The 24,014-nt window shown below is 59.8% G+C and carries 26 protein-coding genes; 15 read left to right on the plus strand and 11 right to left on the minus strand.

The features are described from left to right. Positions 1-220 precede the first annotated feature (220 nt). From ACE10X_RS13235 to ACE10X_RS13265, 7 genes are read left to right on the plus strand one after another with little or no spacing between them, the layout of a single operon-like run. Positions 221-1,204, plus strand: coding sequence for a hypothetical protein (locus tag ACE10X_RS13235; protein ID WP_375764240.1), 984 nt, complete (start codon positions 221-223; stop codon positions 1,202-1,204). Next, entirely contained in the window at positions 1,201-2,778 is a 1,578-nt protein-coding gene (locus ACE10X_RS13240; protein WP_375764241.1) for a hypothetical protein, read from the plus strand. The genes ACE10X_RS13235 and ACE10X_RS13240 overlap by 4 nt, the downstream gene beginning before the upstream one ends. 32 nt (positions 2,779-2,810) lie before the next feature. Further along, positions 2,811-3,518 (plus strand): hypothetical protein, encoded by a 708-nt coding sequence (locus ACE10X_RS13245; RefSeq protein ID WP_375764242.1) that lies wholly within the window; start codon positions 2,811-2,813, stop codon positions 3,516-3,518. Beyond that, on the plus strand, positions 3,515-4,003 hold the full coding sequence (locus ACE10X_RS13250; protein ID WP_375764243.1) for a hypothetical protein: 489 nt from the start codon (positions 3,515-3,517) through the stop codon (positions 4,001-4,003). Before ACE10X_RS13245 ends, ACE10X_RS13250 begins: the two co-directional genes overlap by 4 nt. Then, a complete protein-coding gene (locus tag ACE10X_RS13255) occupies positions 4,003-4,386 on the plus strand; it encodes a hypothetical protein (RefSeq protein ID WP_375764244.1) in 384 nt (127 codons plus the stop codon). The genes ACE10X_RS13250 and ACE10X_RS13255 overlap by 1 nt, the downstream gene beginning before the upstream one ends. An 18-nt stretch (positions 4,387-4,404) precedes the next feature. Further along, positions 4,405-4,698 (plus strand): hypothetical protein, encoded by a 294-nt coding sequence (locus ACE10X_RS13260; protein WP_375764245.1) that lies wholly within the window; start codon positions 4,405-4,407, stop codon positions 4,696-4,698. Further along, a complete protein-coding gene (locus ACE10X_RS13265) occupies positions 4,698-4,823 on the plus strand; it encodes a hypothetical protein (protein ID WP_375764246.1) in 126 nt (41 codons plus the stop codon). Before ACE10X_RS13260 ends, ACE10X_RS13265 begins: the two co-directional genes overlap by 1 nt. 69 nt (positions 4,824-4,892) lie before the next feature. On the opposite strand, the gene ACE10X_RS13270 is transcribed toward ACE10X_RS13265, so the two are convergent. The 10 genes from ACE10X_RS13270 to ACE10X_RS13315 all read right to left on the minus strand — a co-directional run bounded on the left by ACE10X_RS13270 (position 4,893) and on the right by ACE10X_RS13315 (position 10,293). Next, entirely contained in the window at positions 4,893-5,327 is a 435-nt protein-coding gene (locus ACE10X_RS13270; protein ID WP_375764247.1) for a hypothetical protein, read from the minus strand. A gap of 260 nt (positions 5,328-5,587) precedes the next feature. Next, complete coding sequence (locus tag ACE10X_RS13275; RefSeq protein ID WP_375764248.1) at positions 5,588-5,791, minus strand: hypothetical protein; 204 nt, start codon at positions 5,789-5,791, stop codon at positions 5,588-5,590. After that, complete coding sequence (locus ACE10X_RS13280) at positions 5,792-6,379, minus strand: DNA ligase (RefSeq protein WP_375764249.1); 588 nt, start codon at positions 6,377-6,379, stop codon at positions 5,792-5,794. Positions 6,380-7,218: 839 nt separating this feature from the next. Next, positions 7,219-7,404, minus strand: coding sequence for a hypothetical protein (locus ACE10X_RS13285; protein WP_375764250.1), 186 nt, complete (start codon positions 7,402-7,404; stop codon positions 7,219-7,221). A gap of 207 nt (positions 7,405-7,611) precedes the next feature. Next, entirely contained in the window at positions 7,612-7,854 is a 243-nt protein-coding gene (locus ACE10X_RS13290) for a hypothetical protein (RefSeq protein WP_375764251.1), read from the minus strand. Between the two features lie 338 nt (positions 7,855-8,192). Beyond that, positions 8,193-8,456, minus strand: a complete 264-nt coding sequence (locus ACE10X_RS13295) for a hypothetical protein (protein ID WP_375764252.1) — start codon at positions 8,454-8,456, stop codon at positions 8,193-8,195. A 325-nt stretch (positions 8,457-8,781) separates the two neighbouring features. After that, a complete protein-coding gene (locus ACE10X_RS13300; protein WP_375764253.1) occupies positions 8,782-9,021 on the minus strand; it encodes a hypothetical protein in 240 nt (79 codons plus the stop codon). A 49-nt stretch (positions 9,022-9,070) separates the two neighbouring features. Then, the gene (locus tag ACE10X_RS13305) at positions 9,071-9,304 is read right to left on the minus strand and encodes a hypothetical protein (RefSeq protein ID WP_375764254.1); all 234 of its coding nucleotides are present in this window, start codon (positions 9,302-9,304) and stop codon (positions 9,071-9,073) included. Between the two features lie 287 nt (positions 9,305-9,591). Then, a complete protein-coding gene (locus ACE10X_RS13310; protein ID WP_375764255.1) occupies positions 9,592-9,978 on the minus strand; it encodes a GNAT family N-acetyltransferase in 387 nt (128 codons plus the stop codon). Between the two features lie 162 nt (positions 9,979-10,140). Next, a complete protein-coding gene (locus tag ACE10X_RS13315) occupies positions 10,141-10,293 on the minus strand; it encodes a hypothetical protein (protein WP_375764256.1) in 153 nt (50 codons plus the stop codon). Positions 10,294-10,540: 247 nt separating this feature from the next. Between ACE10X_RS13315 and ACE10X_RS13320 the strand changes: the two genes are divergently transcribed. The 3 genes from ACE10X_RS13320 to ACE10X_RS13330 all read left to right on the plus strand — a co-directional run bounded on the left by ACE10X_RS13320 (position 10,541) and on the right by ACE10X_RS13330 (position 14,215). After that, positions 10,541-11,158: a hypothetical protein gene (locus tag ACE10X_RS13320; RefSeq protein WP_375764257.1), complete on the plus strand. Its 618-nt coding sequence runs from the start codon at positions 10,541-10,543 to the stop codon at positions 11,156-11,158. An 8-nt stretch (positions 11,159-11,166) separates the two neighbouring features. Further along, on the plus strand, positions 11,167-12,240 hold the full coding sequence (locus ACE10X_RS13325; RefSeq protein ID WP_375764258.1) for a helix-turn-helix domain-containing protein: 1,074 nt from the start codon (positions 11,167-11,169) through the stop codon (positions 12,238-12,240). Between the two features lie 406 nt (positions 12,241-12,646). Then, positions 12,647-14,215 carry a hypothetical protein gene (locus ACE10X_RS13330; protein WP_375764259.1) on the plus strand — a complete coding sequence of 523 codons (1,569 nt, stop codon included), beginning with the start codon at positions 12,647-12,649 and terminating at the stop codon, positions 14,213-14,215. Between the two features lie 93 nt (positions 14,216-14,308). Here ACE10X_RS13330 and ACE10X_RS13335 read toward each other — a convergent pair whose 3' ends face one another. After that, positions 14,309-14,773, minus strand: coding sequence for a hypothetical protein (locus ACE10X_RS13335; RefSeq protein WP_375764260.1), 465 nt, complete (start codon positions 14,771-14,773; stop codon positions 14,309-14,311). A 441-nt stretch (positions 14,774-15,214) separates the two neighbouring features. Between ACE10X_RS13335 and ACE10X_RS13340 the strand changes: the two genes are divergently transcribed. The 5 genes from ACE10X_RS13340 (at position 15,215) to istB (ending at position 23,912) form a co-directional block, all read left to right on the plus strand. Beyond that, on the plus strand, positions 15,215-18,319 hold the full coding sequence (locus ACE10X_RS13340) for a helicase-related protein (RefSeq protein WP_038386469.1): 3,105 nt from the start codon (positions 15,215-15,217) through the stop codon (positions 18,317-18,319). 740 nt (positions 18,320-19,059) lie between these two features. Next, positions 19,060-20,631 (plus strand): porin, encoded by a 1,572-nt coding sequence (locus ACE10X_RS13345; protein ID WP_038386466.1) that lies wholly within the window; start codon positions 19,060-19,062, stop codon positions 20,629-20,631. A 483-nt stretch (positions 20,632-21,114) separates the two neighbouring features. Next, a complete protein-coding gene (locus tag ACE10X_RS13350) occupies positions 21,115-21,462 on the plus strand; it encodes a hypothetical protein (RefSeq protein WP_375764261.1) in 348 nt (115 codons plus the stop codon). A 93-nt stretch (positions 21,463-21,555) separates the two neighbouring features. Then, positions 21,556-23,106 (plus strand): IS21-like element ISBj11 family transposase, encoded by a 1,551-nt coding sequence (istA, locus tag ACE10X_RS13355; RefSeq protein ID WP_080586188.1) that lies wholly within the window; start codon positions 21,556-21,558, stop codon positions 23,104-23,106. After that, a complete protein-coding gene (istB, locus tag ACE10X_RS13360) occupies positions 23,103-23,912 on the plus strand; it encodes an IS21-like element ISBj11 family helper ATPase IstB (protein ID WP_016842034.1) in 810 nt (269 codons plus the stop codon). Before istA ends, istB begins: the two co-directional genes overlap by 4 nt. The last annotated feature ends 102 nt before the right edge of the window (positions 23,913-24,014 follow it).

The raw sequence follows: 24,014 nt of genomic DNA on the forward strand, positions 1-24,014 counted from the left end.
GGCAGAAAATGGCGAAGCCGATCAAACAGAATGCTGCGCCCCAGCCGAAACCAAGATCGAAACTGAAATTGGCCCCCCACTTCAGGGCGGCGACGACCGCAAGCAGAACGGCTGAACAGACGATGATGCGAAGCATTTCGAGAAAATAGCTCAGTCCGGCCCAAAGTCAAAATCCGTACCAATCCGGCCCCGTTTTCGGGGCCTTTTTCGTGGGAAATCGATGCCCAGACAAGCGAATGGCACCTATCAGCAGCCGGCGAACACGGCCGCCGTATCCGGTCAACCGATCAGTTCGACTGCTTACAACACGCTGATCCCTGATCTCGGCAACGAGATCACGAACAGCCTGGATCGTGGCGGCCGCTCGGCAATGACGGCGCCGTTGCCGATGGGCAACCAAAAGATCATCGGCATGGCCGATCCTACGATCCCGACGGATGGCGCTACCAAGAACTATGTCGATAACGCGACCGCAGCATTCTTCGGCACTGGCGATGCCAAGCTGACCCTCAAAACGGTAGCGGATGCTGGCTGGGTCTTCTGCGACGATGGCACCATCGGGAGCGCTACGTCAGGTTCATCGAACCGAGCCAACAATGACACCCAAGCCCTCTTCACGCTGATCTTCAATGTCATCGTGGACGCCTACGCGCCTATCCTGACTTCAGGCGGAGGCGCAACGACGCGCTCAGCGCAGGTGAACGCCGCAACGGCATGGGCTGCGAATTGCAGGATAATGCTGCCGCGGACGCTCGGACGTGTTCTAGGCGTCGCCGGCAACGGCACCGGGTCAGGCCTATCCGCAAGAGGCCTTGGGCAGTTCACCGGCGTCGAGACGCAAACGCTGGCTATCTCTGATCTGCCGGTTGTGACGGTTCTCGCGACTTTTAACGGGACCGGGATCACTGGCGGCACTGTTGCAGGCTCGGTGACCATCAGCGGCGGCACGGTAACGTATCCGGTTCGTAACTATGCGACGTCCGGCAGTAGCGTCATCACTGATCTTTCGCTTGGCTCGAACATCGGATCGTCGGCTGGCACACTCGCTTCTTCGACCCTTTCCGGTGCCACAGCAACATTTTCGGGCGGCACGATCCAATCCGGTATTCCCACGGGCACCGTCACTTGCGGTGCATTCGGCGCAGGCGCCGCGCATAACAACATGCAGCCGACCACGTTCCTCAATTTGATGATCAAGCTATGACAACGGGTAGCATCATATCAGTCCCCCCGCTGGTCGAGCAGCCTCCGGGGCAGAGCGCAAGCAATCCAGCTGGTCTCCCTGGTGTTACCTATGCCGCGGCCGTGCCGATACTTCCACAGACGTGGAGCGGAATTCAGACGTTCCTTCCTGGCACGATCGTTCTCAGCGGGACGGGTGCAGCGTCGAACGTCCTTTTGCAGGAAACAGTTAACGGGCCCGTAACCGTTCGGCAGCTCGCGTTTACCGATATCTCCGGGCAGATCGCGACCGCGCAGGTGCCATCTGCTGCGCTTACGGCCGTCAATGACAGCAATGTCACGCTGACCCTCGGCGGCTCGCCGAGCAGCGCGCTTTTAGCGGCCACTTCGATTACACTGGGGTGGACCGGAGCACTTGCGCTTAGCCGTGGTGGGACGGGGACCAATCTTAGCGCGACGGGCGGAGCGGGCCAGTACCTAAAGCAGTCGAGCGCAGGCGCGGCTATCACGGTCGGAACGATTCCGGCATCTGACATTGCGAGCGTGGGAGCACTCACGCGGACCAACGACACGAACGTTACTCTGACGTTGGGTGGATCGCCGACCACGGCTCTGCTTGCGCCAACGTCGATTACAGTTGGCTGGGCCGGAACGCTCGCGGCGACTCGCGGCGGCTTCGGTGCCGATGTTAGTGCGCAGTCGGGGGTTCCGCTGTTCGCAACTGGCGTTGCGACCTTCACAGGGACAACCGGCAGCGGCAACTTTGCGCGAGCCACATCGCCGACATTCGTAACTCCGACGATCGGAGCGGCGACCGCAACGTCGATCAACGGCAACGCGATCACCACAGGGACGGGCACATTAACCCTCGCCAGTGGCTCTACGCTTACGGTCAATTCCAGCACCGCGATTACGCCCGCAGCCTCTGGCATCGGCGTGTGGGCTGGCGGCACGCTCAGCGGTTCGACTACGCCGGCCCTTGGGACGCCGTCGTCTGGAACGTTGACCAATTGCACGGGCTACCCGGCAGCTAATATTTCCGGGAATATGCTGGTCAACAACTTCAATGGCGGAACCGGCGCCAGCACTTCCACATTCCTTCGCGGGGACATGACATGGGGGACGCCGGCTGGTGGTGGCACCGTCACCACAACGGGCTCGCCGGCCTCCGGCCAGTTGGCGTTCTTCTCTGGGGCTTCTTCGATTACTGGCGTTTCTGTGGGCGCTGTCACGAATGCACTCGCCGCGAACGTCAGTATTACGAATACGACCTCGTTTTTCGATGGTCCGACCTCATCGCAAGGTGCTGCGACCGGAATCTTTTTTGTCTCAGGTTGTGTCTCGCTGTTCAACTCTACCGCGACAAATGGGTATCTAGTCCGGCTATGGGATGGAACGACTATAGTTGCATCTACCGTCGTGAGTTCAACCGCGACAAACCAGAGCATCGCTGTCCAGATCAGCGGCCTCATCGCTAATCCGGCCGGGGCAATTCGTATTTCAGTGAGGAATACGGCCAGCTCAAGCTCGATTATGCAGTTCAACGGATCAGGCGACAGCAAGGACTGCAACATCACTGTCTACCGGATCTCTTAGCCGCCTTCGGGCGGTTTTTCTTTGGATAAACCATGACCGACCTGAACGCTCTAAAAGCAGCGAATGCGGCCCGCTGGGCGAAAGCCAAGCTGACCCGGAACTTTACCGGCGTTGCGAAGCGCCTGGTCGCGCCGGAAGCTAAGGCCCGCTACCAGATCGTCTCGGTTAAAACCGGCGTTCCGTGGCCCTTCATCGCCGTCGCACACGAGCGGGAGAGCTCGCAGGACTGGGCTGGCTCTTTGGCTCAGGGCGATCCGTGGAACAAGATCTCAACCCATGTGCCGGCGGGCAGGGGACCGTTCAAGTCGTGGGAGGACGCCGCCGTTGATGCGCTGGTGAACTGCGCGCCGCGGGCGGCCCTCAACAAGGACTGGTCGACCGGCGGCACGCTGACCATGCTCGAGCAGTACAACGGGCTCGGATACGCCAACAAGGGCCGGCCATCGCCCTACATCTGGTCCGGCACAAATCAATACGTCTCGGGCAAGTACGTTCGGGATGGTGTCTATGATCCCAACGTCGTGGATCAGCAGCTCGGCTGCGCGGGCCTGTTGCTCGCAATGATGTCGCTCGACCCGTCGATCTCATTCGACGGGGACCACGCGCCAGCACCACCAGCCCCGGCGCCTACCGTTCCGCCTGCAAAGCCCTCCGCTCCGTCCGTCACCAACCCGGCGCCCGGTTCGCTTGGCGCATTCATCGCTTCCATTCTCTCAGCCATCTTTGGAAAGAAGAAATGACCATCGCTCTTTTAATTCTCGCTCTGATCATTGCAATCGGATTCCTGTATGCGCTTGTGCTGCGCCCCTGGTTGAAGAAGCAGGCATGGGCTCAAACCTTTTTCGCGTGGATCGATCCTATCGAATTGGCCCTGTACAAAAAGAGCGAGACGATTCTCTTCGGGCGTCTTGTTTGGGTGGGAAGCGGAATCGTGTGGGGTTACGACTCGCTGGCCCAATTCGTGCCAAGTTTGGATCTGACGCCAATTACGACACGGCTCTTCGACTGGCTTGCTGTCCCCCCGGATATGCGCAGCCTCTCGGTAACAGCCTTCATTGGAATCCTTGGTCTGCTCATCAACAAACTTCGCAAGACGGTGACGAAGCCGCTTGAACTTGTTGCGGTACCGGACGCGAAACTTCCGCCGGCTGTGGCACAGGCTGTTGCCCAAGCCGAGGTTGCCAAAGAGGCCGCGGTGCAGGCCGTTGCAGAGGCGAAAAGCTGATGTGGCAGGCCATCATCGGTTTCTTCGGTGGCCCGGTCATTAAGGGGCTTCTCGACGCCTACAACGCGCATCTACAGGCCACGACCAGTGACAAACAGATCGCGGCTGATCTGGCCGGCAAGGAGATTGCCGCGCAAACCGTCGAGATGCAGGCGCAGGCACAGTTACGGACGGCCGAGATCGGGCACCCATGGGAGCCTGAAAAATTGGCCTTCTATGTCTGCCTGATCTTTTTCGCCAAGTGCGTGATCTGGGACAAGGTTCTCGGCCTTGGGACGACAGACCCACTAGCTGGCGACGTCTCGACCTGGGCCGGCATGATCATGGGGTTCTACTTCGGTAAGCGTACTTTTGAGAACGTGGCGCGGATCATCAAACGCTAGCGGACTGGAATGCCTGGAATGACAATCGACTACACGATCACGGTCGGTAACCTGATCGAAATTGCATCCATCGTTGGCGGCGGGATACTTGTTCTCATGACCCTCAAGAGCGATGTCAGCGCCCTGAAATCGGGGGCAAAAGACGTTCGGCTCGATCTCGGCGAAATGCAATCCGAGATCAAGAAGATTGGCGAAGTGCTGATCACGCAGGCCGATCAGAACCGGCGCATCATGCATCTTGAAGAGGATGTTCGCGAGCTACGCCATGGGCGGGGCTTCGTTCGGGAAGCGATCGAGCGCGAATATCCTTGATGGAGTTCTGGATCAAGTGGCTCGCGGCCTTCATGATCGTTCTCTCCATCCTCACCATTTGCATCGCGCTGCAAGAGTGGCGCGAGTGGCGAAAGAATCCGCCGGATCGTCTGGACCGGCGGTAGCTCGGCCTGTCTTCAGGCCTGTTTCCCTCCCTAGACTTGCCCGGCACCCCAACCGGCGTCGGGCTCTTTTTATTCGAGCCGGTACTTCCTGCCGTTGGTGTTCGGATCTGTGTTGTCGCTCGATGAGAACATCAGGATGGGTGCGGTTTCATCTTCTTCCTTGTAAAGGCGATACATGCCGCGGCCTTTCATCCAAATCTCCTGCGGATCGCTGTTCGCCGGCCCAAGCAAAACATCATCCTCGTAAAGTTTGGCCTCTCGCAGCTGCCGGAGCGGGTACTTGACGACCATAACCCAAGCATGGCCCTGCCAGCGGCGGAATACGCCGCGCAGGCTGTAATCGACCGGCTTTGGCGGTATCATGAAAAGTAGCGCGCACGACGCCATGGCGAACAGCATAGAGCCGATCGCGATCTGCGTGCTAGAAGCTCCAGACGTGCGCTTTGGTTGCTCGCCATCTTTCACTGTGCCCGCTGACACGTAGAAGCCATAAGCCTCCGACATGCCGCGCTGCCGCCCTTCACTAAGACCGAGTCGATAGGCGAGGTACGAGCAAGCGCAAAGCAGCGCTGCGCAGGAAAGCGGAATAAGAAGGGAAATCAGTAGCTGCACTACTACTATACTCTAGATTGTTGCTCAATGTGTGGGCAACCGTATAGGGCTCACGAACAGAAATAAATCGCTCGCGGAATCATTTCCGACGAATTTCTTTCATCCTTTCGGATGACGAGCTACGCAAGCGCGACTCCCGAACTTCTACGGGATTATTGCTCTGGGCGCTGATTGGACAGCAGCCGCGGTAGCGGCGCCATCCGCGGGCGGGATGGCTTCGGCTCCTCTTGCTCCTCCACCTCGAATCGTTTTCGCCGCGCTTTGACAATGAGACCGACCAGCACCAGCACGAAACCGACAGCAATCAATATAAAAGGGACTAAGCCATTCACCCAGTCTGAGAACAATTCGTTCACTCAAAACTCCCGTGACATCGCCGGATGCGTCCGGTTCTTGACCTTGATCCAGTGCGGGCACCGGCCGCCGCGGTAGGGGCGATCGGAACGCTTCGATACTAACCCCTCAAAGCCGAACTCGCAGGCTTTCCGGAACAGGTCGGGCCCGATCTCGCCTTGCTCGAAATCCGAAACGAAGATGCCTTCAGGCCGACGTGCTAGCAACCGCTGCAGGTTCGTTTTGCGCATCGACAGCGGCAGATCCCGCAGGTCGTTGCCATCCAGCGCCAGGATATCGAACGCCAGCATTTCGACCTCGGCATTGTGCTTGCCTGAGTGCAGCGCGTTGAAGTCTGAGTAGCCATCTACGCCGCGGACGATGGCCTCGCCGTCGATCACGAACTGCTTCTGGCGGTTCTTCATGGCCGCCTCCACGACCCAAGGGAAGCGCTTCGTCCAGTCATGGCCGCCCTTGGTGATCAGCCGGACGCGACCTCCGTCGCGCTCGAGGCGCAGGCGGTAGCCATCGTACTTGATCTCGTGGAACCACTCCGGGCCGGCCGGGACCGCCTTTCCAATGGTCGGCAGGCAGAACTCAAACTTGGGCATGCCCGGAAGATAGGTATCTGGTGCCGATTTTACGAATCCGCAGTGGAGGCCCCGATGTGGGGTTCTACGGGGCCTCGCCTTGCACGGTAGGGGTTCTCGGCCTGGAGAGAGCCGAGATCTAAAGTCAAACTCTCTTTAGCAATATCGTCAAGAGGAGGGAAAAAGCGGCAATTTGTCTCTCCGGGATTCACTCGGGTTATTTCCGGATCCAGCCTCGGTTTGGATAATCTGAATATCAGGGCAGGTAATTTTCATTTCGTATTTTTTCAGCCCTAGAACGACGACCGCTGCTTCCTGGCGGACAGCGGCTCGGCGATCAAGCTTTGGCCCCAGCATGATCCGGATGCTGGGGTCTCTTTTATGAGTAGGAACGAAGCGCAAGCATTGGCATTGGTCGCCCTGTTCGGTGCCGCACCGCTACAGGCACCGAGACGCCCAGCTACACACTGGCCCCAGCTTCACCGCTGGGGCCCTTATTACGCCGTCCAGACAGGGCACTGCCGCGACAAACGACAAGACATCCGACCGCATCGGGAAGGAGTAGCAATTTCTGACACCGGTGTTAGTTTTAAAGCCTCGGGGCACGTCCCGATTCACCTTTAGGACGACTGGCCCCGGCAACGGGCTCTGGCCCCAAGAGGTGCTGGGGCCGATTTCTGGTATGAGGCCGCCACGGCATCTAGAGACCGCGCGATCGCCTCTGCATCATAAGATGCCAACACGGCCTTAGGCGCAATGCACGCTGGCCCAGTACTCGGTCGGCCGGCGAGATTCCCCCCTCGCGGGGGCCATTTCTTTGAGATCGTGTGCTAGGTAGGAAGAGCCAGACCCAAGCGGCTTCAAACTATCTCGACGGCCGCCTCAATTCCGGGCTCAGCATGGTCGCGGCTGACACGGGAGATTTGGCGAGGCACCACACCCGACACAATGAGCCAAGTATCCGGCTTGGTGCCTTCGCCGATAACCACAGTCGCGTTCTGATCGGGGAGAGCGTGGAGCCTGCGCACCAGATCGCTGACTTTCATTTCGTCGCTCCTAGAGCCGAGCTCAATTGCCGGCCTTAATCTTTGTTGTCTCGATGAGCCTTGATCTCCATGCGCACACTGGCACTATCACGGATGGATTGCCGTAGCTCAGCAAGCTGATCGGCGCGCTGGTCAGTAAGGGCTTTCCGTTGTATGCGTAAGGTCTGACCATCTTCGATAGCACGCTGAGAACGCGCGAACAGTGGATCAATCATCGCTACCGCTTACACCGGCGCCCGTGTTCCCGCCCTGTCTCAGGATAAGAGGTTTTCCATCGTTGATCCCGTATTTGCTTTTCTCTTGAGGGAAGGGCTCGTGCGTTTTGCGGCCAGCGAACGTGTCCGGCACCGGGTTATCGTTTAGAATTTTGAGCGAGCGTTGAATCAAATCGCGGGCCTGCGCGGCGAGTTTTTCGGACCACGTAGAATAACCGTTGTGCTGTTCGGACATGGCCGCACTCCCTCGCTAATGCAGGCGGGAGCGCTCTCGGTCTCTCAGCCACCGACGCCTACGGGCAGAGCCTCGGCCGGTGATGCCGGCAGGATAACACGGAACGCGCTCGTCAGCTGCGACAAATTAGGACAGGCCGGAATACACCGGACAGACGCGGCAGCCAAAATCTGCAATCCAGTCGCTGGGGCCGTTTCTTTGGGATAGCGAGGCCCGCATGGAACTGGTGGAAGGGGTCGTCGCAATCGTGGGGGTGCTCAGCGCGGCGGCCGCGGTTGGGACCGCATATTGGTATGTCATGTCAGAACGGCAGAGGCGATAGGCCCAGTGGCTCTTGGTCAGGCGAACAGGTCTTTGCCCGACTGCAGCATCCTCACGAATGTTCCGCTCTCGTGGTATTCGAGCCACCCCTGATCCTTGGCGTACTGCAAGCCGGCCCAGTATTCGGCCGGCGTCGCCTTGTCCTGGTAGAGCATCGGATAGTTGATCTTCTCGATGTAGATCCGGCCATCCTGGATCGGCTCGAACGCCCGGGCGTGCTCCATGATCCTGCGGGCAGCTTTCTCGGGGTCGGAGTAGGGGCGGTCGCCAATGTATTTCATCGCTCAATCTACGGAATTGGCGAGAGCCCCGGCAACTTTTGGGGGCCAGGAGGCAGTCGCCGGGGCCCTCTATGCGGCTAGTCCAACGCCAGCCGACTCGCGAACGAAACCGTGTCAGTTTTGCACGAGCAGAGCAATTGCGACGATTGCGAAAGGGCACAGCCCCAAGAGGACGATGCCTACGCGGACGAATGTTTCGGCCATGGCACACCCCGACAGTGCAGCATTTGTCTTAGCTTAATCCCGGACGCCTCTCGCTGAAAGTGCAATTTGTGCCGGATGCACGTAGCGCAAATGGGCTATAAAACCGGGCGTCTTGGCATCTTTAGCGCGTTCCCATCCTCGCCTGCGGGAAGTGTGGCCGTACATCGGCGCCGCGCCTGCCGCAAGCCATGCAGGTGAAGTGGGGTTCTAGATCGGAGAGGCGGACGCGATCCGGCCACTGATCGACCTTTCCCGGCGGCAGCTCGACGGAGTGGCTGCAGCGATGGTCCGAGCAGAAGACGAGGAGACCGCGGGCGCCGGACTCGCGCATCTCGCCGAGGGTGATCTTGGGCTCAGCCATGGTGGGCACTGGCCATGACGATGGGGCGGAGAAGGGCGCGCCGGCTCACTCATCTTGTAGGTTGAGTACTGTCTCCGCGGATGAATTCGCGAAGTTTTTGCACCATCTCATTGGCAATTTTTTGATTGATCAGGAAGTCGTAGTGCCCCACCCGCGTCACCACCGTGAATATGCCAGTCTCTGAATCATCGTCGATTGCCAGCACTCCGGAAGCATGAACTTGGATATCCTCCAAATCTTTAGTGAAGTTGAGCGCAGGATCGTCATTTTCGTTGCTTGCCATATGCGCAGACTAGCAGAGCACAGCGCGCGAGTCTCAGGTCACGGTCTCCGAAATGGCACCACGATCCCATCTGCTGCACGGATCGCTACCCCCGCTATCTCAAGCGCATCGAACCTGAGTTTAACACAAGCATATCAGCGACACCCTGACGGTCTAACTCGCGGACGATCGCCTCGGTCACCTTCATCAGTCGGGCGGTCTCAGCTTCGGTCATGTGCATGGGCGTTGGCTATGACGGTTGGGCAAGTCCATCCAGGCCGCTCAGAAGCGATGGAAGAAATAGTGACCTATTGATTTTGCGCTGCGCGAGCTACACTGAGGGGAAGAAACATCTGCAATTTTCCGGCAGTAAAAAACTCGAAGCCGAGGTCGGCGTATAGTGCCGCGACCTCGTCGTCTAAGGCGTCTAACGCCAGCGCAAACGCGCCTGCCAGTTCAGAAATCTCCAAGGCTTTTTGAATGGCGTGACCGATCAACCTTTTGCCAATTTTGCCGCCTGCGCACTCGTCCGATACGCCAATCATGGCCAGGTAGATCGCCGGCACAGCATTGACTCGTTCAAACTTATCTTTCGCAGCCTCGGAAACTTCTTCCGGAATAAGCGACTTTAGCACCAAACTATAGAAGCCGAGTACCTTCTTAGTGCCTGGTGCCACTGCCACATAGACGCGCACCTTATAAAGATCATGGTCCCTGCGAGCATTATTCCGGCAGTAGTTTTGTATTCTAGCGGTTGAAGCGCAGCAAAAAGCCCCTCGATCATGTTGTGAATCGAGGGGCTCGATTTCTATAGCGACGGGCACCGGCCGCTGACCTTGAGGAATAGGCATTAAATCTTACTTGGATTCCTTGACCTGCGACATCAGCCTTTTCAAGGACTCTGTTGGCGCCTTCGGCTGCTCAATGGCCCGCGCGAGTTTGGCTAGCCCCTCCTTGGAGACGGGCTGAGACCACAAATCGTCCTGTGGATCTTTTAAAAGTGCGGCCATGGCGGGGCCTCCTGTCCAACTCGAAAATCTATAAGCCGCCTGAAGCTATATCGTTCCTAAGAAATGTCAACATTTACAATCGGTTAGGCCGGAGGTGGTGCAAATATAAGTTGACAAAACTGAGCGATTTGAAGCGGTTATCCCCGTGTGCATAATTTTTAAAATTTTTTGAGGGCGCGCCAGTGCTATTGCAATGTTGATTTTTTCGACCTACCTGTAGGTGAGGAAAATCAACATTGGTGATTCCATGGATGCCGTGCAGACCACTGTATTGCGTGAGCCTTGGGAAGTGCAGCCAAGACTTCAGGAATTAGCGCTGTCCAAAAACAAACTCCTCGAAGTGCGCGATATCGCGGTGCACGAAAGGGCAAACGCGACGGCTTTCCATGCCGCCAACGCTCCCGGCACCTTCTCATACCATCATGGAATTTGGGCGCTCCGACATCGTTTTGTTGGAGCAGACTGGCGATTAGATCGAACCAACGGCGTTGAGACCATCAGGAATGATCGCCTCAAACTGGTCGTTAGCTTCTGCAATGTCGATCTAGCATGTGTGGACACGCACAGACCTCAGCCCCGAACAAAAAAAGGGAACGGGGTTGAGCGTGCCTCTGGACCCGGATTGTTCGAGCACCTTCCGCAGTATGCGCCGCGCCCTAAGGGAGAATGGCAGTTCTTTTATCTTATGGTCGATGAAAGTGGAGCTGTTGAACTATCTCGGCCTGTCGTGAAGGGGGGTGGTTTCATGGCCATGATCGAACGCATCTATTTGTCTAACGGAAGCGATGATGATGGTGCTGGGCTCACGAACGATATGCCCAACACGCCGATCGAATTCGATCCCCAGATTGCGCGGAAAGTCTGAGCAAGTAGATGTTTAATCCTAAGAGGCTCAGCCTTGCGCGAATGCGCAGAAGGCTGACAGCGCGGGCGCTTGCGGAAAAGACTGGGCTGGCTGAGCTAACAATATCTCGGCTGGAGAAGGGCGCCAACGCGCCTGATGACGCCACATTCGACAAATTAGTGCAGGCATTGGCGTTCCCGCGTGAGTTTTTCCTCGAGCGCGATCCAGAGGAGATTGACACCGGTGCGGTTAGCTTTCGCAGCTTCACCAAAATGAGTGCGAAAGAACGCGACGCTGCTATCGCGGCTGGCGCAATGGGCTTGCAATTGAGCGCTTGGGTCGAAGAACGCTTCCAGCTTCCTCAGCCCAGCTTAATTGATATGAGCTACGAAACTGAACCAGAGACCGCCGCCGCCGCTCTCAGGCAGTATTGGGGACTGGGAGAGCGTCCGATAACCAACATGCTGGCGTTGTTGGAGACAAAGGGCGTGCGGATTTTCTCACTTGCAGAGAATACCGCGTCTGTAAACGCATTCTCGTTTTGGCGGGATAACAAGCCTTACATCTTCCTCAACAATTTCAAGACGGCAGAAAGCAGTATTTTCGACTCCGCCCATGAGCTTGGTCATCTCGTAATGCACAAACACGGTGACCCTAAAGAAACGAGGGCGGCCGAACGAGAAGCCAATGGTTTTGCGTCTGCATTTTTGATGCCTTCAAGGGATGTGCGAGCTCAAATTCAACGGCCAATTTCCACACAGACGATCTTGGTAGCGAAATCTAGGTGGCGCGTCTCTGCGATGGCTCTCTCGTACCGCTTACACGCCTTAGGAATGCTGTCTGACTGGCGTTACAAGTCGATAATCATGGATTTGGGTAAGTGGGGCTATCGCGACGGAGAGCCAAACGGTGTTCAACGGGAAACGTCGATTATTTGGCGAAAGCTTCTTGCGCAGCTTTGGTCGGAGCGGACCACAAAGAACGACATCGCGAAAAGTCTTCATATGCCGCTAGATGAGTTAGAAGGCCTCATCTGGAACTTGGCCGGTCCTGACCCGCGGCCGCCAGGCGCAATTCGAAGAGAGCTGCGGGAAGTGAAATAGATGGGCCCAACCCGCCAACGAGATCGCATCAGGCGGCACCGACGCCGCCCGATGCAACTGCTTTAACGATTATAGCGATCCCAAAGACTTTCCGACACAGTCTCGCCGCGGAGCATTGTGCCATCCAGGTAGGCCGGCGCGTCGAGGGACAATGCTGCATCGATCCGACTACCGGTGAATTACGGGCATTCAGGGGAAAGGCCAATCAACACTCTGGCGCTTTGGAGGCCCAGCGCGCAGCTTCCGCGCACTCCCGTCGCTCCAGATCAAAGTGTTCGTCATGCCTGTTTGTCGAAGGTGCGAACTCACTCTGCAGGTAAGCGACTTTCACCCCAGCTCACGCGGCCGACTGTCCGCAATTTGCAAGAGTTGCTTCAGGGACATCGTGGGTGGGCAGGTGTTCACCATGAATCCGGCAGAAGCAGCCACGTTCATGGCCCGGCTCGAAGCTGGAGAATCGCTCCGCAGCATAACCGGCGGGACTGGCCAAACACCGATATGCTCCTCCAGGGCTTTCAAGGTGCATTGTCAGCTTCACCCGGAATGGGGAAGCAAGGCGCAGGCTTTGGCTAAGGCCAATAGCAAATCGCGGATCTTAGCCGGGGTGAAGAAACAGGTCGATCGACGTACCCACTGCAAAAGCGGTCATGAGCTCACACCCGAAAACACCAAGCTCAGGATCACTAATCGCGGCTGGCGGCACCTCGAATGTCAACTCTGCCGTAGAGGATGGAATACGCGGGCACATCCTACCGCCGCACAGGTAACGGCCGCGATCGCCGTCGTAGAAGAGGGGGGCACACTCGCTGATGCGACCGCGAGAAAAAGTGACGGCGGCGTAATCAGATTTAACGGTCTTGTCGCGGCGTTTCGTCTGCAGCCCAAACTAGAAGGGCGCCTCAGGCGACTTTCTACGCGGAATGCCGCAAGAAAGCGAAAGAAGCTCTGGAGCAAAAGAAAGCGCGCGGCAAAAGAGTCCGCGCGAGACGCTGCGCGGCTGCGGATGACCGAGCGCATTCAATATCCGGAGTTTCCGCCGGATGTAGTCCTGCGCTTGCTCGAAGAGGGTTGCACGCTCCGCATGATCTTTTACGGAGCACGCCCCGGTCAAGGAAACAAAAAGGTCTGCGCTGGCATCAGTTCAAGGAAGGCCTTCAATAAATACTGCGCCGCTCATCCAGAATGGGCTGAACGCGCAACGGCTCTCGCCGAGCAAAATGCGCAAGCAGCTAACAAACGGAAAGGAGCCTCCCAACGAGAAAGAACATATTGCATATATGGTCACTCGCTTCACGACGCCCGAGTTCACACACGCTGGAGCACGGGCTACACGACGCGCCAGTGTCGAACTTGCGAAAGGATCAGGGTCAAGGGGGCGAGGCCGATGGAGCCTGACAAGCTCCTCTTGGTCTGCCAGGCTCTTCAACAAAAGAAGTCGCTCGCCGAGATTACCGGCCGGCCGCTGCGCGGAAAGAAGCGCCCCATGATCAGCAACACGGAGCGCTTGTATTGTCACCGCCGATTTGATCCCGAATTCGATCGGTTCGTTCGCGAGATGATCGCAGGTTCTCTTTCGCGATCGCAAATCCTGCGCTGGTCGATGGAGAGAGCGCGAAAGCTGACAGACCAGAGGCGTGAGGAAGCAAACGATTTTGAAACTATCCGAGCGATGCTTCCGACTTACTTGCCAGGACGGGATGACATCGCTCAGAACATCTTCGTGGCTCTGCTTGAGGGGTCTTTGCGCCAAGATCAGATCAAGGAGCGCGTCAGAGAGTTTGTTGCTGCTTACGACCGCGACGCTAGGAAAAACGGAACTGTGAAGTTTGGGCTCAGATCACTTGATGCGCCGCTTTTTAGCGACGGTAGCGCCACCTTGCTCGATGGTCTCTCCAGCGAGAATTATGCCGGGTGGGATCTAAGTATGCTGGCGTCCACAGGGCGCCGGATCGGGCCACGACGGCAGCGGAGTTGAAGCGCTATCGAAGCAGGACGATCGCCAGCGCCGCCATCAGGCACACGCCCATGCATATGGCTGTGAAGCGGCCGCGGCGATGAAGCCGGCCGGTCATTGTTCTACAGTCTGGCCCAATGTTGCCTCGAGCACGGAACGAAGTCGCTCCTCTGCCTTAGGATCGTACTTCGGCCGCGGCAGTGGAGTGTGAAGTGTGGGGTTTGAAACCCAATTGCAGAGATCGACGCCGGAAGCGATGATGGCTTTTGCGAATGCGGGGACCTGGGCGAGCTCGGTCACGACCTTGTTGAAATTGGCCCCGTACATCTCCCGGCCCTCGACCATCACGAAGAGACAGTCGGCCAAGGTCGCTCTTCCATCTGCGGGGCCGAAGCTGTTCCAAGCGCATTGCTCGGTGCTGGAAACTTCTGCTCGGACCCGTTCCCATAACTCGCGCTGCCCAAAAGCGACAACGAACCGATCGCCGGCATCGGTGGTTTCGGTTTCACCGTTTGAGCGCGGCTTGGTGCCCCCAGCCGCCCAGTACCATTTGGGCCGATCATCAAATCTCGTCATCATCCCTCCCGCCATTCTGAATTGACTTGTAACCTATTGATCTGATTGAAAGCGAAGACTGCGCGAAATTCAGAATTGTCGTTGATATCTCTAGGTATCCCGCCTGATTTTGATTCCGCCATTCGGAGGTTCGATCCCTCCCGCCCCAGCCAGCAAATAAGCCATTGATTTTAATGTAGGAAATCGTTCTCCCCGGTCGAGCCCCTGCCGCCATTTCGGGCGGATTGATCCGGCCAGCTGGAAAATTGTGCCGCTTTCGTTTCCATGGCGGCGGGCGACAAGCCCCCGAGTCGCCCGGAGACGCAGGTCAATGGGCGATTGTACTCACGACATAACGACGGATCTGACGTGGCGAATACCAAGAAGGCCCGCGCTGCTGCTGGCGCGAAGAAGAAAAGCAAGGGATCGGCGCGTTCCGGGATCTCGTCTTCCTCACCGCTTGGCATGCTGGCGCTCCATCTTCTCGAGCAATGGAAGAAGTCCGGGCGGGACGGCATCGTTTTCCTTGCGGAAAGCGAGAACAGGGCCGAGCGCCTCGGCAGCGTGCTGCATTCGCTCGATCCCTCGGTCGAGGTGCTGGTGTTCCCGCGGCTGAATACCTTGCCCTTTGACGGGCTGGAGCCGTCACGAGAGATCGCCGGCAGGCGCAGTTCGGTGTTGAGGCGCCTCGCCAGGAGCAAGAAGCCGGTGTTCCTGGTGTCGACGGCAGAGGCGATCATGGAGCGGTTGCCGTTGCCTGCCAGCTCGGCGCGCCTCAGCATCAGCCTGAAGGTGGGGGCGGGCTATTCCGAGCAGGAACTCAAGGATCGTCTGGAAGCTTTGGGATACGATCTCGACGAAGAGGCGGATTATCCCGGCAGCGCTCTCTTCCACGGAATGACGTTCGAGGTATTTCCCGCGGGCGCGCTGGGGCCGTTCAGAATTGAGCATTCCGGTGGCGTGATCCGCAGAATCGTAGGTGTCGATCCGGACGAGCACGACGTCGTGTTCGACGCGGAGGAACTGCACATCGACCCGATGTCCGAACGGATTGCGTTGGAAGGCAAGCGGGTCCAGCGGGCGGCGCTGCCGGATTATTGCCAGCGCGCGCACTGGATCGCGGACGCAGGCGTTTCGGGCCACGCCGATAGCTGGCTGAGCACGATCAAGGAGGCGGCCGGCCGCAGGGAGGCGGAACGCGAATATCTGGGGCCCGCTGACTGGAAACGGCTGGCCAAACGGATGAGCGCGCTGCCTCGAAAGGCGGCCTTCATCGCCACGCCTGACTTCTCGAAGGTCGCCTCGTCGCGGAAAGCTCTTCGCGCATTTGTCGCCGACACGCAGCGCGGCGGATCGCGGCTGCTCTTTGTCGCGGCGGTCGAGGACGATCTGCGCGCGTTGGAGCGAATGAGCGGGATCAAGGCGGAGCGTTTCGCCGACTGGAACGAGGCGGCGAAAGGGCGCGGGGGCGAAGGCGCGCTGTTGGCCGACTTCGACACCGGCTTCATCGGCCCAGGACGCAAGCCGCTCGTCGTCGTGACGGCGACCGACGTGCTCGGCAGCAGGGCGCATCATCCGCAGCCCATGGCGAGAGCCTGGAGTTCGGCTTTCGATCATCCCGACGTGCCGGAGCGCGGCGCGGTCGTCGTGCATCTGCAGCGCGGGCTGGCCGTGCTCGATGGCTTGCAGACCCTCGATATGGGGAAGGGATCATCGCGCGAGATGATCAGGCTGGCCTTTGCGGGGGATGATGCCGTCCTCGTTCCGCCGGCCGATCTTGCGCTGATTTGGCCGTATGCCGCGGAGCTCGGCAAGCTGGCACTGGACAGGGCCGATGGCAGTACGTGGTGGACGCGCCGTACCAAGGCGGAGCAGGAAATTCAAACGGCCGCCAAGGCGCTTGCCAAACACATCGCGCAACGGCGCCGCCGGCGCGCGCCCAAGCTGGTCGCTCCCGGTCCCGCATATGAGCGGTTCGTCGCGCGCTTTCCCTATTTCACGACCGTCGACCAGGCGAAGGCAATTCGCGACGTCCTGGATGATCTGGCGTCCGGTCATCCGATGGATCGGGTCGTCTGCGGCGACGTCGGATTTGGCAAGACCGAGGTGGCGTTGCGCGCGGCGGCGGCCGTTGCGTTGTCTGGCAAGCAGGTTGCCGTCGTTGTGCCGACGACTGTTCTGGCAAGGCAGCACGTCGCAACCTTCCGCAAACGGTTTGCTCCGCTTGGCATCGAAGTGGGAAGCCTGTCGCGGGCGACGTCGGCTGCGGAGATGAAGGAGACCAAGGAGGGCCTGCGAAGCGGCAAGATGAAAGTCGTGGTCGGCACGCAGGCGATCGCGTCGAAGGACTTGAAATTCGCCAAGCTGAGCCTGGTCATTGTCGACGAGGAGCAGCACTTCGGCGCAGCCGAGAAGGCGAAGCTTTCAGGCCTGGCGAAGGGCGCCCATACGCTGTGGATGAGTGCCACGCCGATCCCGCGCACGCTTGCGGCGGGACTTGCGGGATTCAGGGAGCTGAGCGTGATCGCATCCCCGCCCGTTCATCGGCTTCCGGTCGCGACCAAGATCGCTCCGCTCTCGGACGCCGCCATTGCCGCCGCATTGCTGCGCGAGCAGCGACGTCACGGGCAAAGCTTCCTGATCTGTCCGCGCATCCAGGATCTGGATCCGATGCTGGCGCGCGTGCAGTCGATGGCCCCGGAGCTGCGCATCGTCTGCCTGCATGGCAAGCTGCCCGCCGACGAACTGGACGATCGAATGATGAGTTTCGTCGAAGGCGAGGCGGACGTTCTGCTGGCGACCAACATCGTCGAAAGCGGTCTCGACATCCCGAGGGCGAACACCATCGTGGTCTGCTGGCCGGAAAAGTTCGGTCTGGCACAGCTCCATCAATTGAGAGGCCGGGTGGGACGCGGCGGGACACGCGCCTTCGCATACATGCTGACCGAATCCAGTTCGGAACAATCCGGCAGGCGTTTGGCCGTTCTGGAGGAGTTCAGCAGACCGGGCGCCGGGTTCGCGATCAGCGAGCGGGATCTCGACCTCAGAGGCGCCGGGGATCTGCTTTCGGAGCGGCAATCCGGCCACGTGCAGGTGTTCGGTCCGGTGCTCTACAGCCACCTTCTGAAACAGGCCTCGGAGAAGACCAACGACCGGTCCGCCGATCTGTGGGTGCCCGATCTCAACCTTCCGCTCGCGGATTTGCTGCCCAGGAGCTATGTGCAATCGGAATCCGTGCGGCTTGAAATCTATGGCCGTGCCGCGAGGTGCCGGAGCGAAGACGATCTGGAAGATCTCGAGGAAGAGACCTCGCGCCGCTTCGGCAGGCTGCCCTTGGCCGGTCGGGATTTCTTCGCCGCGGCGAGGCTCAGGATCGATTGCAAGCGGCGAGGCATCGTGAGGCTCGATGTCGGCCCGGAGGCCGTCGCGGCGACGTTCCTTCCGGGGAGGCTGCCGAAATCCAGGGCACGTTCGCTCGAGCGCGACGGCGATCGCGTGTTCTATTCGGACAACATACACGAGCCGCCTTTCGAGCGGATCGAGGATCTCCTGGACATTCTGGACGAGTGAGCGCGACGCGGCTCCGTCGCAGGCGAGCCTTGCGGGTGCGCCGCGCATAGCAGAGATATTTCAGCGCGCCGGGGCTGCGGAGAACAATCGACCGATTCTGCGCGCTGACATCCCAGTGACATGTAGCATCGTTACTGCACATCCGTGGCAAACCGCCCGCCGTCATTCGGCCTGCTCCGAGCCATCGGAAAGCCCCCTTCCAGGCGCGAGTCGACGGTATTCGGGGCGGGTTATGTTGTTCAAATCGCGGCGTTTTGGGCCAAAATGCCGTGCCCGGATACCGGAATCAGCGCTGCCGAAGCCGGCTCCGCTCTTCGCTTTCTCCGTAGGACTACCCGTTTTGCACACCGTTCCGCGCGGTGTTGCCCAATCTTGTACCCGATAACGGTAACTGAAATATTCGTATTGTATTTCAATGGCTTGCCGAAGTGTCGCAGTTCAAATGCCCGTGATATTTGTGCAACATTTGCCCGAAAACAGCCGCAACTCGCCCCAAACCGAGCGGTCTTTTGTTGCGTGATCGGGGGGCTTCTGTCTCATATGGAACTACGACGGAGGGGGGCATCCCGAGGTCGTCCCGTTCTAGGTGGTTCGCTTAAGTCCCTCGCGTTCATGCGGGTGTGTCCGAAGGCGCGAAGCGACTAAGCGGGGATTTTAAGGGACAAAGGGAACCAACCTGAGGGTGTTCGACCCGGCGGATCCGGAACCTTCCCTGAGATAGAGCAACTTGGAGGTTTAACATGAAGATGGTTAAGAGCCTTATCCTCGGCTCGGCGGCGGCTCTCGTCGCGGTCGGCGGAGCTCAGGCGGCCGATCTTCCCGTCAAGGCCAAAGCGGTCGAGTACGTGAAGGTTTGCTCCCTGTATGGTCCCGGATTCTACTACATCCCGGGCACCGATACCTGCATCAAGCTGGGCGGCTACCTGCGCGTCGACGTTCTGGCAAACACCAACTCGGACCACACCGGCAACACCTCGGGTGCTGGTGGTGCGAACAACCGCTTCACCAACGGCTACACCTGGCGTTCGCGTGAAGACCTGAACATCGATACGCGCACCGCGACCGAGTACGGCGTGGTCCGCACCTTCTTCGATGCCACGTTCTCCTGGACGTCGGACTCCTATGCCGGTCAGGGCAACGGCGCGACCGTTTACTCGCCGATCGGCGCGGTTGCGGCTCCGAACAATGCCGGCTCCGGTAACGTCGCCGCTGGTACGGTCGGCGTCTACTATGCCTTCATCCAGTTCGCCGGCTTCACCATCGGTAAGGCGGTCTCGCAGTTCTCGGCTCCGTGGGCCAACTACCCGGGCAACAGCTACGACGGTCTCGTCGGCGGCGGCGGCACGATCACTGGTGTGAACCAGTTCACCTACACCGCGCAGTTCGGCAACGGCGTGTCGCTGTCTCTGTCGGCTCAGGATCAGTCGGCCTACTATCAGGCTGGCGTGGTCAACCTCGGTGCGCCCGTCAACTTCGGCGTTCCCGGCAACACCAACGTGTTCGGCATCAGCGACTACGCTGGCACGATCGCTCCGGATCTCGTCGCGATGCTGCGCGTCGATCAGGCCTGGGGTCTGTTCCAGGCATCGTTCGCCGCGCATAACAACCACGTGGCCTACTATGGCGGCACCGAGTTGACCGGTCATCCGGACGACAAGTGGGGCTGGGCTGGTCAGTTGGCCTTGTCGATCAAGAACATCCCGACCGGACCTGGCGACACCATCAACTTGCAGGGTGTCTACACCAACGGTGCGACCCGCTACAACATCCAGGACCTTGCCGGTTCGGCTGGTGGCAACACCATCTTCGGCGGAACCAACGTTCCGGGCGCCTATCAGAGCATCGGCTTCGGCATCGCGCCGGACTCGATCTTCGTGACCGGCGGCCAGCAGCAGCTGATCACGACCTACGGCTTCCGCGGTGCCTACGTGCACAACTGGAACCCGAACTGGAACACCAGCATCTACGGTGCTTGGGCCCAGGTTAACTACAACAGCACGGCCAAGGGCTATATCTGCGGTCCGGCTGGGAACGGCGTGGGTGGCTCGCTCAGCAACTTCTTCGGTGCTGGTTCGGCTCTGACGTCCTGCAACCCCGACTACAGCATCGCGCAGCTCGGCACGCAGACCCAGTGGACCCCGGTGAAGAACCTGACCTTCTCGGCCGACTTCACCTACACCCGTCTGGACCAGAGCTTTGCCGGTACGGTCGCTTTCCCCGGCAGCGCCGCGATTGGCAAGCCGGCTGCGGTCTACGAGCTGAAGGACCAGAACACCTACATGTTGCTGCTCCGCGCTCAGCGCAACTGGTAATACCGGTTGATCTGATTGCGATCTAACAGGGCCCCCGGCGTGCAAGCGCCGGGGGTTTTGCTTGTGTGCCGAGTATGAACGACAGCTTGGAGGTGGAAGTCCTCTACCCAGCCTGATGGCGGCGAAGGGTTAGCGAAGCGCAAGGGCATCATCGCGAGGTGGGGTCTGAAGAAAGCGTGGAGCAAAGCCGCGGCCCGATGGACAAGAACCGGATAACGAGGCCTACCCGGCCGGACGAGCGAGCAAACGGTCGCGAAGTCCAAGGTCATCAAGGGTCGGGGTGGTAAATCCGGCGGGCGTGCGGCGAAGGCGGTCGGTCTTACCTCGGGAGGTCTGCGCTGTGTCCCGGCAACGGGACTGAGGTCGTCGCAAGGCGGCCTGACCGCAGCGCAGAAGTCAGCCGAGGGCATAGTAGGCGGCAGCGCGCCGCCGAAGGCCCGAACGGTGGAAGTGGTTAGTAGAGCGGTCGATCTCGCGCGAGCCATGCGGCAGAAGAATCAGGTTGAGCTGAACTCGGACACCGGAGCGAAGGGTGAAGCCCAAAGCGCCGCCGTCCGAGAGACCGAAGCAAGCGCGGCGACGGCCAGTCTTGAACGCCCGGCGGTCGCAGGGCTGTCGATGGAAGCAGTGGTCGAGCGTGAGAATCTGAAGAAAGCGTTGGCGCAAGTGAAGCGCAACAAGGGCGCGGCAGGCGTCGATGGGATGACCGTCAACGAACTGCCGGCCCACCTGAAAGAGCACTGGCTCACGATCCGAGCTCAACTTGCCGCGCGGCGAACAGGATGGAAGTGGAGCGTCGACCATGATGAGAGGGCTACGCCGGGCTCGTGACGCAGGGAGGGCGTAGCCCGACCGGAGTTACGAGCCCGGCGTCGGCGCGATCCACAGCGGACCGCGCCGACTGGTGATCGCGGCCGGCTGGTTATGCAAGTGGTTCTTCCGCCAAGAGGAATCACTCGCGTGCCAGGCCGACACATTACCGATCACCAAATGAGGCTCTACATGAAGTACCGTCAGACCGATAGCCCGCCCGTGGCCGCCGCCAAGGCGTCGTTCAGCACCTCGACCGCTTACCGGATCGAGCAGGATCGACGCCTTCCGTCGCAGAAGAAGGCTCCTCGCGGCCGTCGCCGGCCAGATCCCTTGGCCCGCGTATTTGAGACAGAGATCGTGCCGATGCTGAAGGCCGCCCCCGGTGTGCGGCCGGTCACGATCTTCGAGGAGTTGCTCCGACGCCATCCTGAGCTCGGCGCCGGCATCCGTCGCACGCTGGAGCGCCGGATCCGGGCCTGGCGGGCGATCCACGGCGAGGAGCAGGAGGTCATCTTCCGGCAGACCCACGAACCCGGTCAGCGCGGCCTGTCCGACTTCACCGACATGGGCGAATTGGGTGTCACGATCGCGGGCGTGCCGCTCGACCATCGTCTCTATCACTTCCGGCTGGCCTATTCCGGGTTTGAGCACGCCCATGTCGTGCTCGGCGGTGAGAGCTTCATCGCTCTGGCCGAAGGCCTGCAGAATGCCTTGTGGTCACTCGGTGGAGCGCCACGGGAGCATCGCACCGACAGCCTGTCGGCCGCCTTTTGCAATCTCGACCGCGACGCCAAAGACGATCTGACGCGGCGATACGAAGACCTCTGTGCCCATTACGGCATGCGCCCCTCCCGCAACAATCGTGGCATCGCCCACGAGAACGGGGCGATCGAGAGTTCGCATGGCCATCTCAAGCGGGCGGTCGGCGACGCGCTGTTGCTGCGTGGCACCGCCGACTTCGACGATCTCGCTGCCTATCGTGGCTTCATCGATGAGATCGTCAGCCGCCGCAATGCCCGCAACGCCAAGCGGATCGACAGCGAACGTACCGCACTTCAGGATCTGCCGGACCGCCGCACGTCGGACTATGAAGAGGTGATCGTCCACGTGACATCGTCCGGCGGCTTCACCTTGCGCAAGGTGTTCTACACGGTGCCGTCGCGCTTGATCGGCCATCGGCTGCGGGTGCGCCTGTATGACGATCACCTCGACGTGTTTGTCGGCGGCACGCATCTCCTCACCTTGCCGCGCGGGCGGCCGCATCCCAATGGCAAGCACGATCAGGTCGTCGATTATCGGCACGTGATCCATTCCTTGCGGCGCAAGCCGATGGCGCTCCTCAACCTGGTCTACCGCGACCAGCTGTTCCCCCGGGAAGCTTACCGCCGAGCCTTCGACGTCTTGCGCAAACGCTTACCGGACAAGAAGGCCTGCCGGATCATGGTCGATCTCCTCGCACTCGCCCATGAGCGCGGTTGCGAGGCCGAACTCGCCGATCAGCTCACGGCCGACCTGAACGACGGCCGGCTGCCCGACCTCAACCGGCTACGTACTCACTTCGCCCCGGATCCCGCCCAGATGCCGAACGTCGTGGTGCGCCTCGCACCGCTCGCCACCTATGAATGCCTCATCGGTACTGCCGAGATCGGAGGTGCCGCATGAGCACAACCAACGTAGTCGACACCGCGCGCCTCAATCTGTTGCTCAACGAGCTGCGGCTGCCCGCCATCAAGGTGCTGTGGCCGCAATTTGCCGAGCAGTCCGATAAGGAAGGCTGGCCGGCGGCGCGCTTCCTCGCCACCATTGCAGAGCACGAGATCGCTGAACGCAGCCGTCGCCGCATCGAGCGCCATCTCGTCGAGGCGCGGCTGCCCACCGGAAAGACCTTTGACAGCTTCGACTTCGAAGCCGTACCGATGATCTCCAAGGCGCAAATGACCGCGCTCGCCGCCGGCGACGGCTGGTTGAACAAGGGCGCCAATCTGCTGCTGTTTGGTCCGCCCGGTGGCGGCAAGAGTCACTTGGCAGCAGCAATCGGCTTGGCTCTCATCGAGAACGGATGGCGCGTCCTCTTCACCCGCACCACCGATCTCGTGCAGAAGCTCCAGGTGGCGCGCCGCGAACTCAACCTCGAGGGTGCCATCAACCGCCTCGATCGCTTCGATCTCGTTATCCTTGACGATCTTGCCTATGTCACCAAGGACCAGGCCGAGACCAGTGTGCTGTTCGAGCTCATCAGCGCACGCTACGAGCGACGCTCTTTGCTGATCACCGCCAATCAGCCCTTTGGAGAATGGAACAAGGTCTTTCCGGACCCAGCTATGACCCTCGCGGCGATCGATCGCCTTGTTCACCACGCCACCATCGTCGAGATGAACGTCGAGAGCTATCGCAGGCGGACTGCCCTCGAGCGAAAGCGTGGTCCAGGGCGGCCACCGGAGCACGCGACACAAAAAACGCTCGCTTGATTGACGCTCCGCGACAATCAAAGCAAACAAAACTCTTGCGCGCGACAATCATCGCGGCGATCATCATCGCGCCGCGACACTGACTCGCCATCCTGATCGCCG

The sequence above is a fragment of the Bradyrhizobium sp. Pha-3 genome, assembly GCF_042258325.1.
GTDB lineage: Bacteria > Pseudomonadota > Alphaproteobacteria > Rhizobiales > Xanthobacteraceae > Bradyrhizobium > Bradyrhizobium elkanii.

Bases quoted from the DNA above. Each gene is read 5' to 3' on its own strand.
- ACE10X_RS13235 (WP_375764240.1), top strand. From the start codon at position 221: ATGCCCAGACAAGCGAATGGCACCTATCAGCAGCCGGCGAACACGGCC.
- ACE10X_RS13240 (WP_375764241.1), top strand. From the start codon at position 1,201: ATGACAACGGGTAGCATCATATCAGTCCCCCCGCTGGTCGAGCAGCCT.
- ACE10X_RS13245 (WP_375764242.1), top strand. From the start codon at position 2,811: ATGACCGACCTGAACGCTCTAAAAGCAGCGAATGCGGCCCGCTGGGCG.
- ACE10X_RS13250 (WP_375764243.1), top strand. From the start codon at position 3,515: ATGACCATCGCTCTTTTAATTCTCGCTCTGATCATTGCAATCGGATTC.
- ACE10X_RS13255 (WP_375764244.1), top strand. From the start codon at position 4,003: ATGTGGCAGGCCATCATCGGTTTCTTCGGTGGCCCGGTCATTAAGGGG.
- ACE10X_RS13260 (WP_375764245.1), top strand. From the start codon at position 4,405: ATGACAATCGACTACACGATCACGGTCGGTAACCTGATCGAAATTGCA.
- ACE10X_RS13265 (WP_375764246.1), top strand. From the start codon at position 4,698: ATGGAGTTCTGGATCAAGTGGCTCGCGGCCTTCATGATCGTTCTCTCC.
- ACE10X_RS13270 (WP_375764247.1), bottom strand. From the start codon at position 5,327: ATGTCGGAGGCTTATGGCTTCTACGTGTCAGCGGGCACAGTGAAAGAT.
- ACE10X_RS13280 (WP_375764249.1), bottom strand. From the start codon at position 6,379: ATGCCCAAGTTTGAGTTCTGCCTGCCGACCATTGGAAAGGCGGTCCCG.
- ACE10X_RS13285 (WP_375764250.1), bottom strand. From the start codon at position 7,404: ATGAAAGTCAGCGATCTGGTGCGCAGGCTCCACGCTCTCCCCGATCAG.
- ACE10X_RS13290 (WP_375764251.1), bottom strand. From the start codon at position 7,854: ATGTCCGAACAGCACAACGGTTATTCTACGTGGTCCGAAAAACTCGCC.
- ACE10X_RS13295 (WP_375764252.1), bottom strand. From the start codon at position 8,456: ATGAAATACATTGGCGACCGCCCCTACTCCGACCCCGAGAAAGCTGCC.
- ACE10X_RS13300 (WP_375764253.1), bottom strand. From the start codon at position 9,021: ATGGCTGAGCCCAAGATCACCCTCGGCGAGATGCGCGAGTCCGGCGCC.
- ACE10X_RS13305 (WP_375764254.1), bottom strand. From the start codon at position 9,304: ATGGCAAGCAACGAAAATGACGATCCTGCGCTCAACTTCACTAAAGAT.
- ACE10X_RS13315 (WP_375764256.1), bottom strand. From the start codon at position 10,293: ATGGCCGCACTTTTAAAAGATCCACAGGACGATTTGTGGTCTCAGCCC.
- ACE10X_RS13320 (WP_375764257.1), top strand. From the start codon at position 10,541: ATGGATGCCGTGCAGACCACTGTATTGCGTGAGCCTTGGGAAGTGCAG.
- ACE10X_RS13325 (WP_375764258.1), top strand. From the start codon at position 11,167: ATGTTTAATCCTAAGAGGCTCAGCCTTGCGCGAATGCGCAGAAGGCTG.
- ACE10X_RS13330 (WP_375764259.1), top strand. From the start codon at position 12,647: ATGAATCCGGCAGAAGCAGCCACGTTCATGGCCCGGCTCGAAGCTGGA.
- ACE10X_RS13335 (WP_375764260.1), bottom strand. From the start codon at position 14,773: ATGATGACGAGATTTGATGATCGGCCCAAATGGTACTGGGCGGCTGGG.
- ACE10X_RS13340 (WP_038386469.1), top strand. From the start codon at position 15,215: ATGCTGGCGCTCCATCTTCTCGAGCAATGGAAGAAGTCCGGGCGGGAC.
- ACE10X_RS13345 (WP_038386466.1), top strand. From the start codon at position 19,060: ATGAAGATGGTTAAGAGCCTTATCCTCGGCTCGGCGGCGGCTCTCGTC.
- ACE10X_RS13350 (WP_375764261.1), top strand. From the start codon at position 21,115: ATGCGGCAGAAGAATCAGGTTGAGCTGAACTCGGACACCGGAGCGAAG.
- istA (WP_080586188.1), top strand. From the start codon at position 21,556: ATGCAAGTGGTTCTTCCGCCAAGAGGAATCACTCGCGTGCCAGGCCGA.
- istB (WP_016842034.1), top strand. From the start codon at position 23,103: ATGAGCACAACCAACGTAGTCGACACCGCGCGCCTCAATCTGTTGCTC.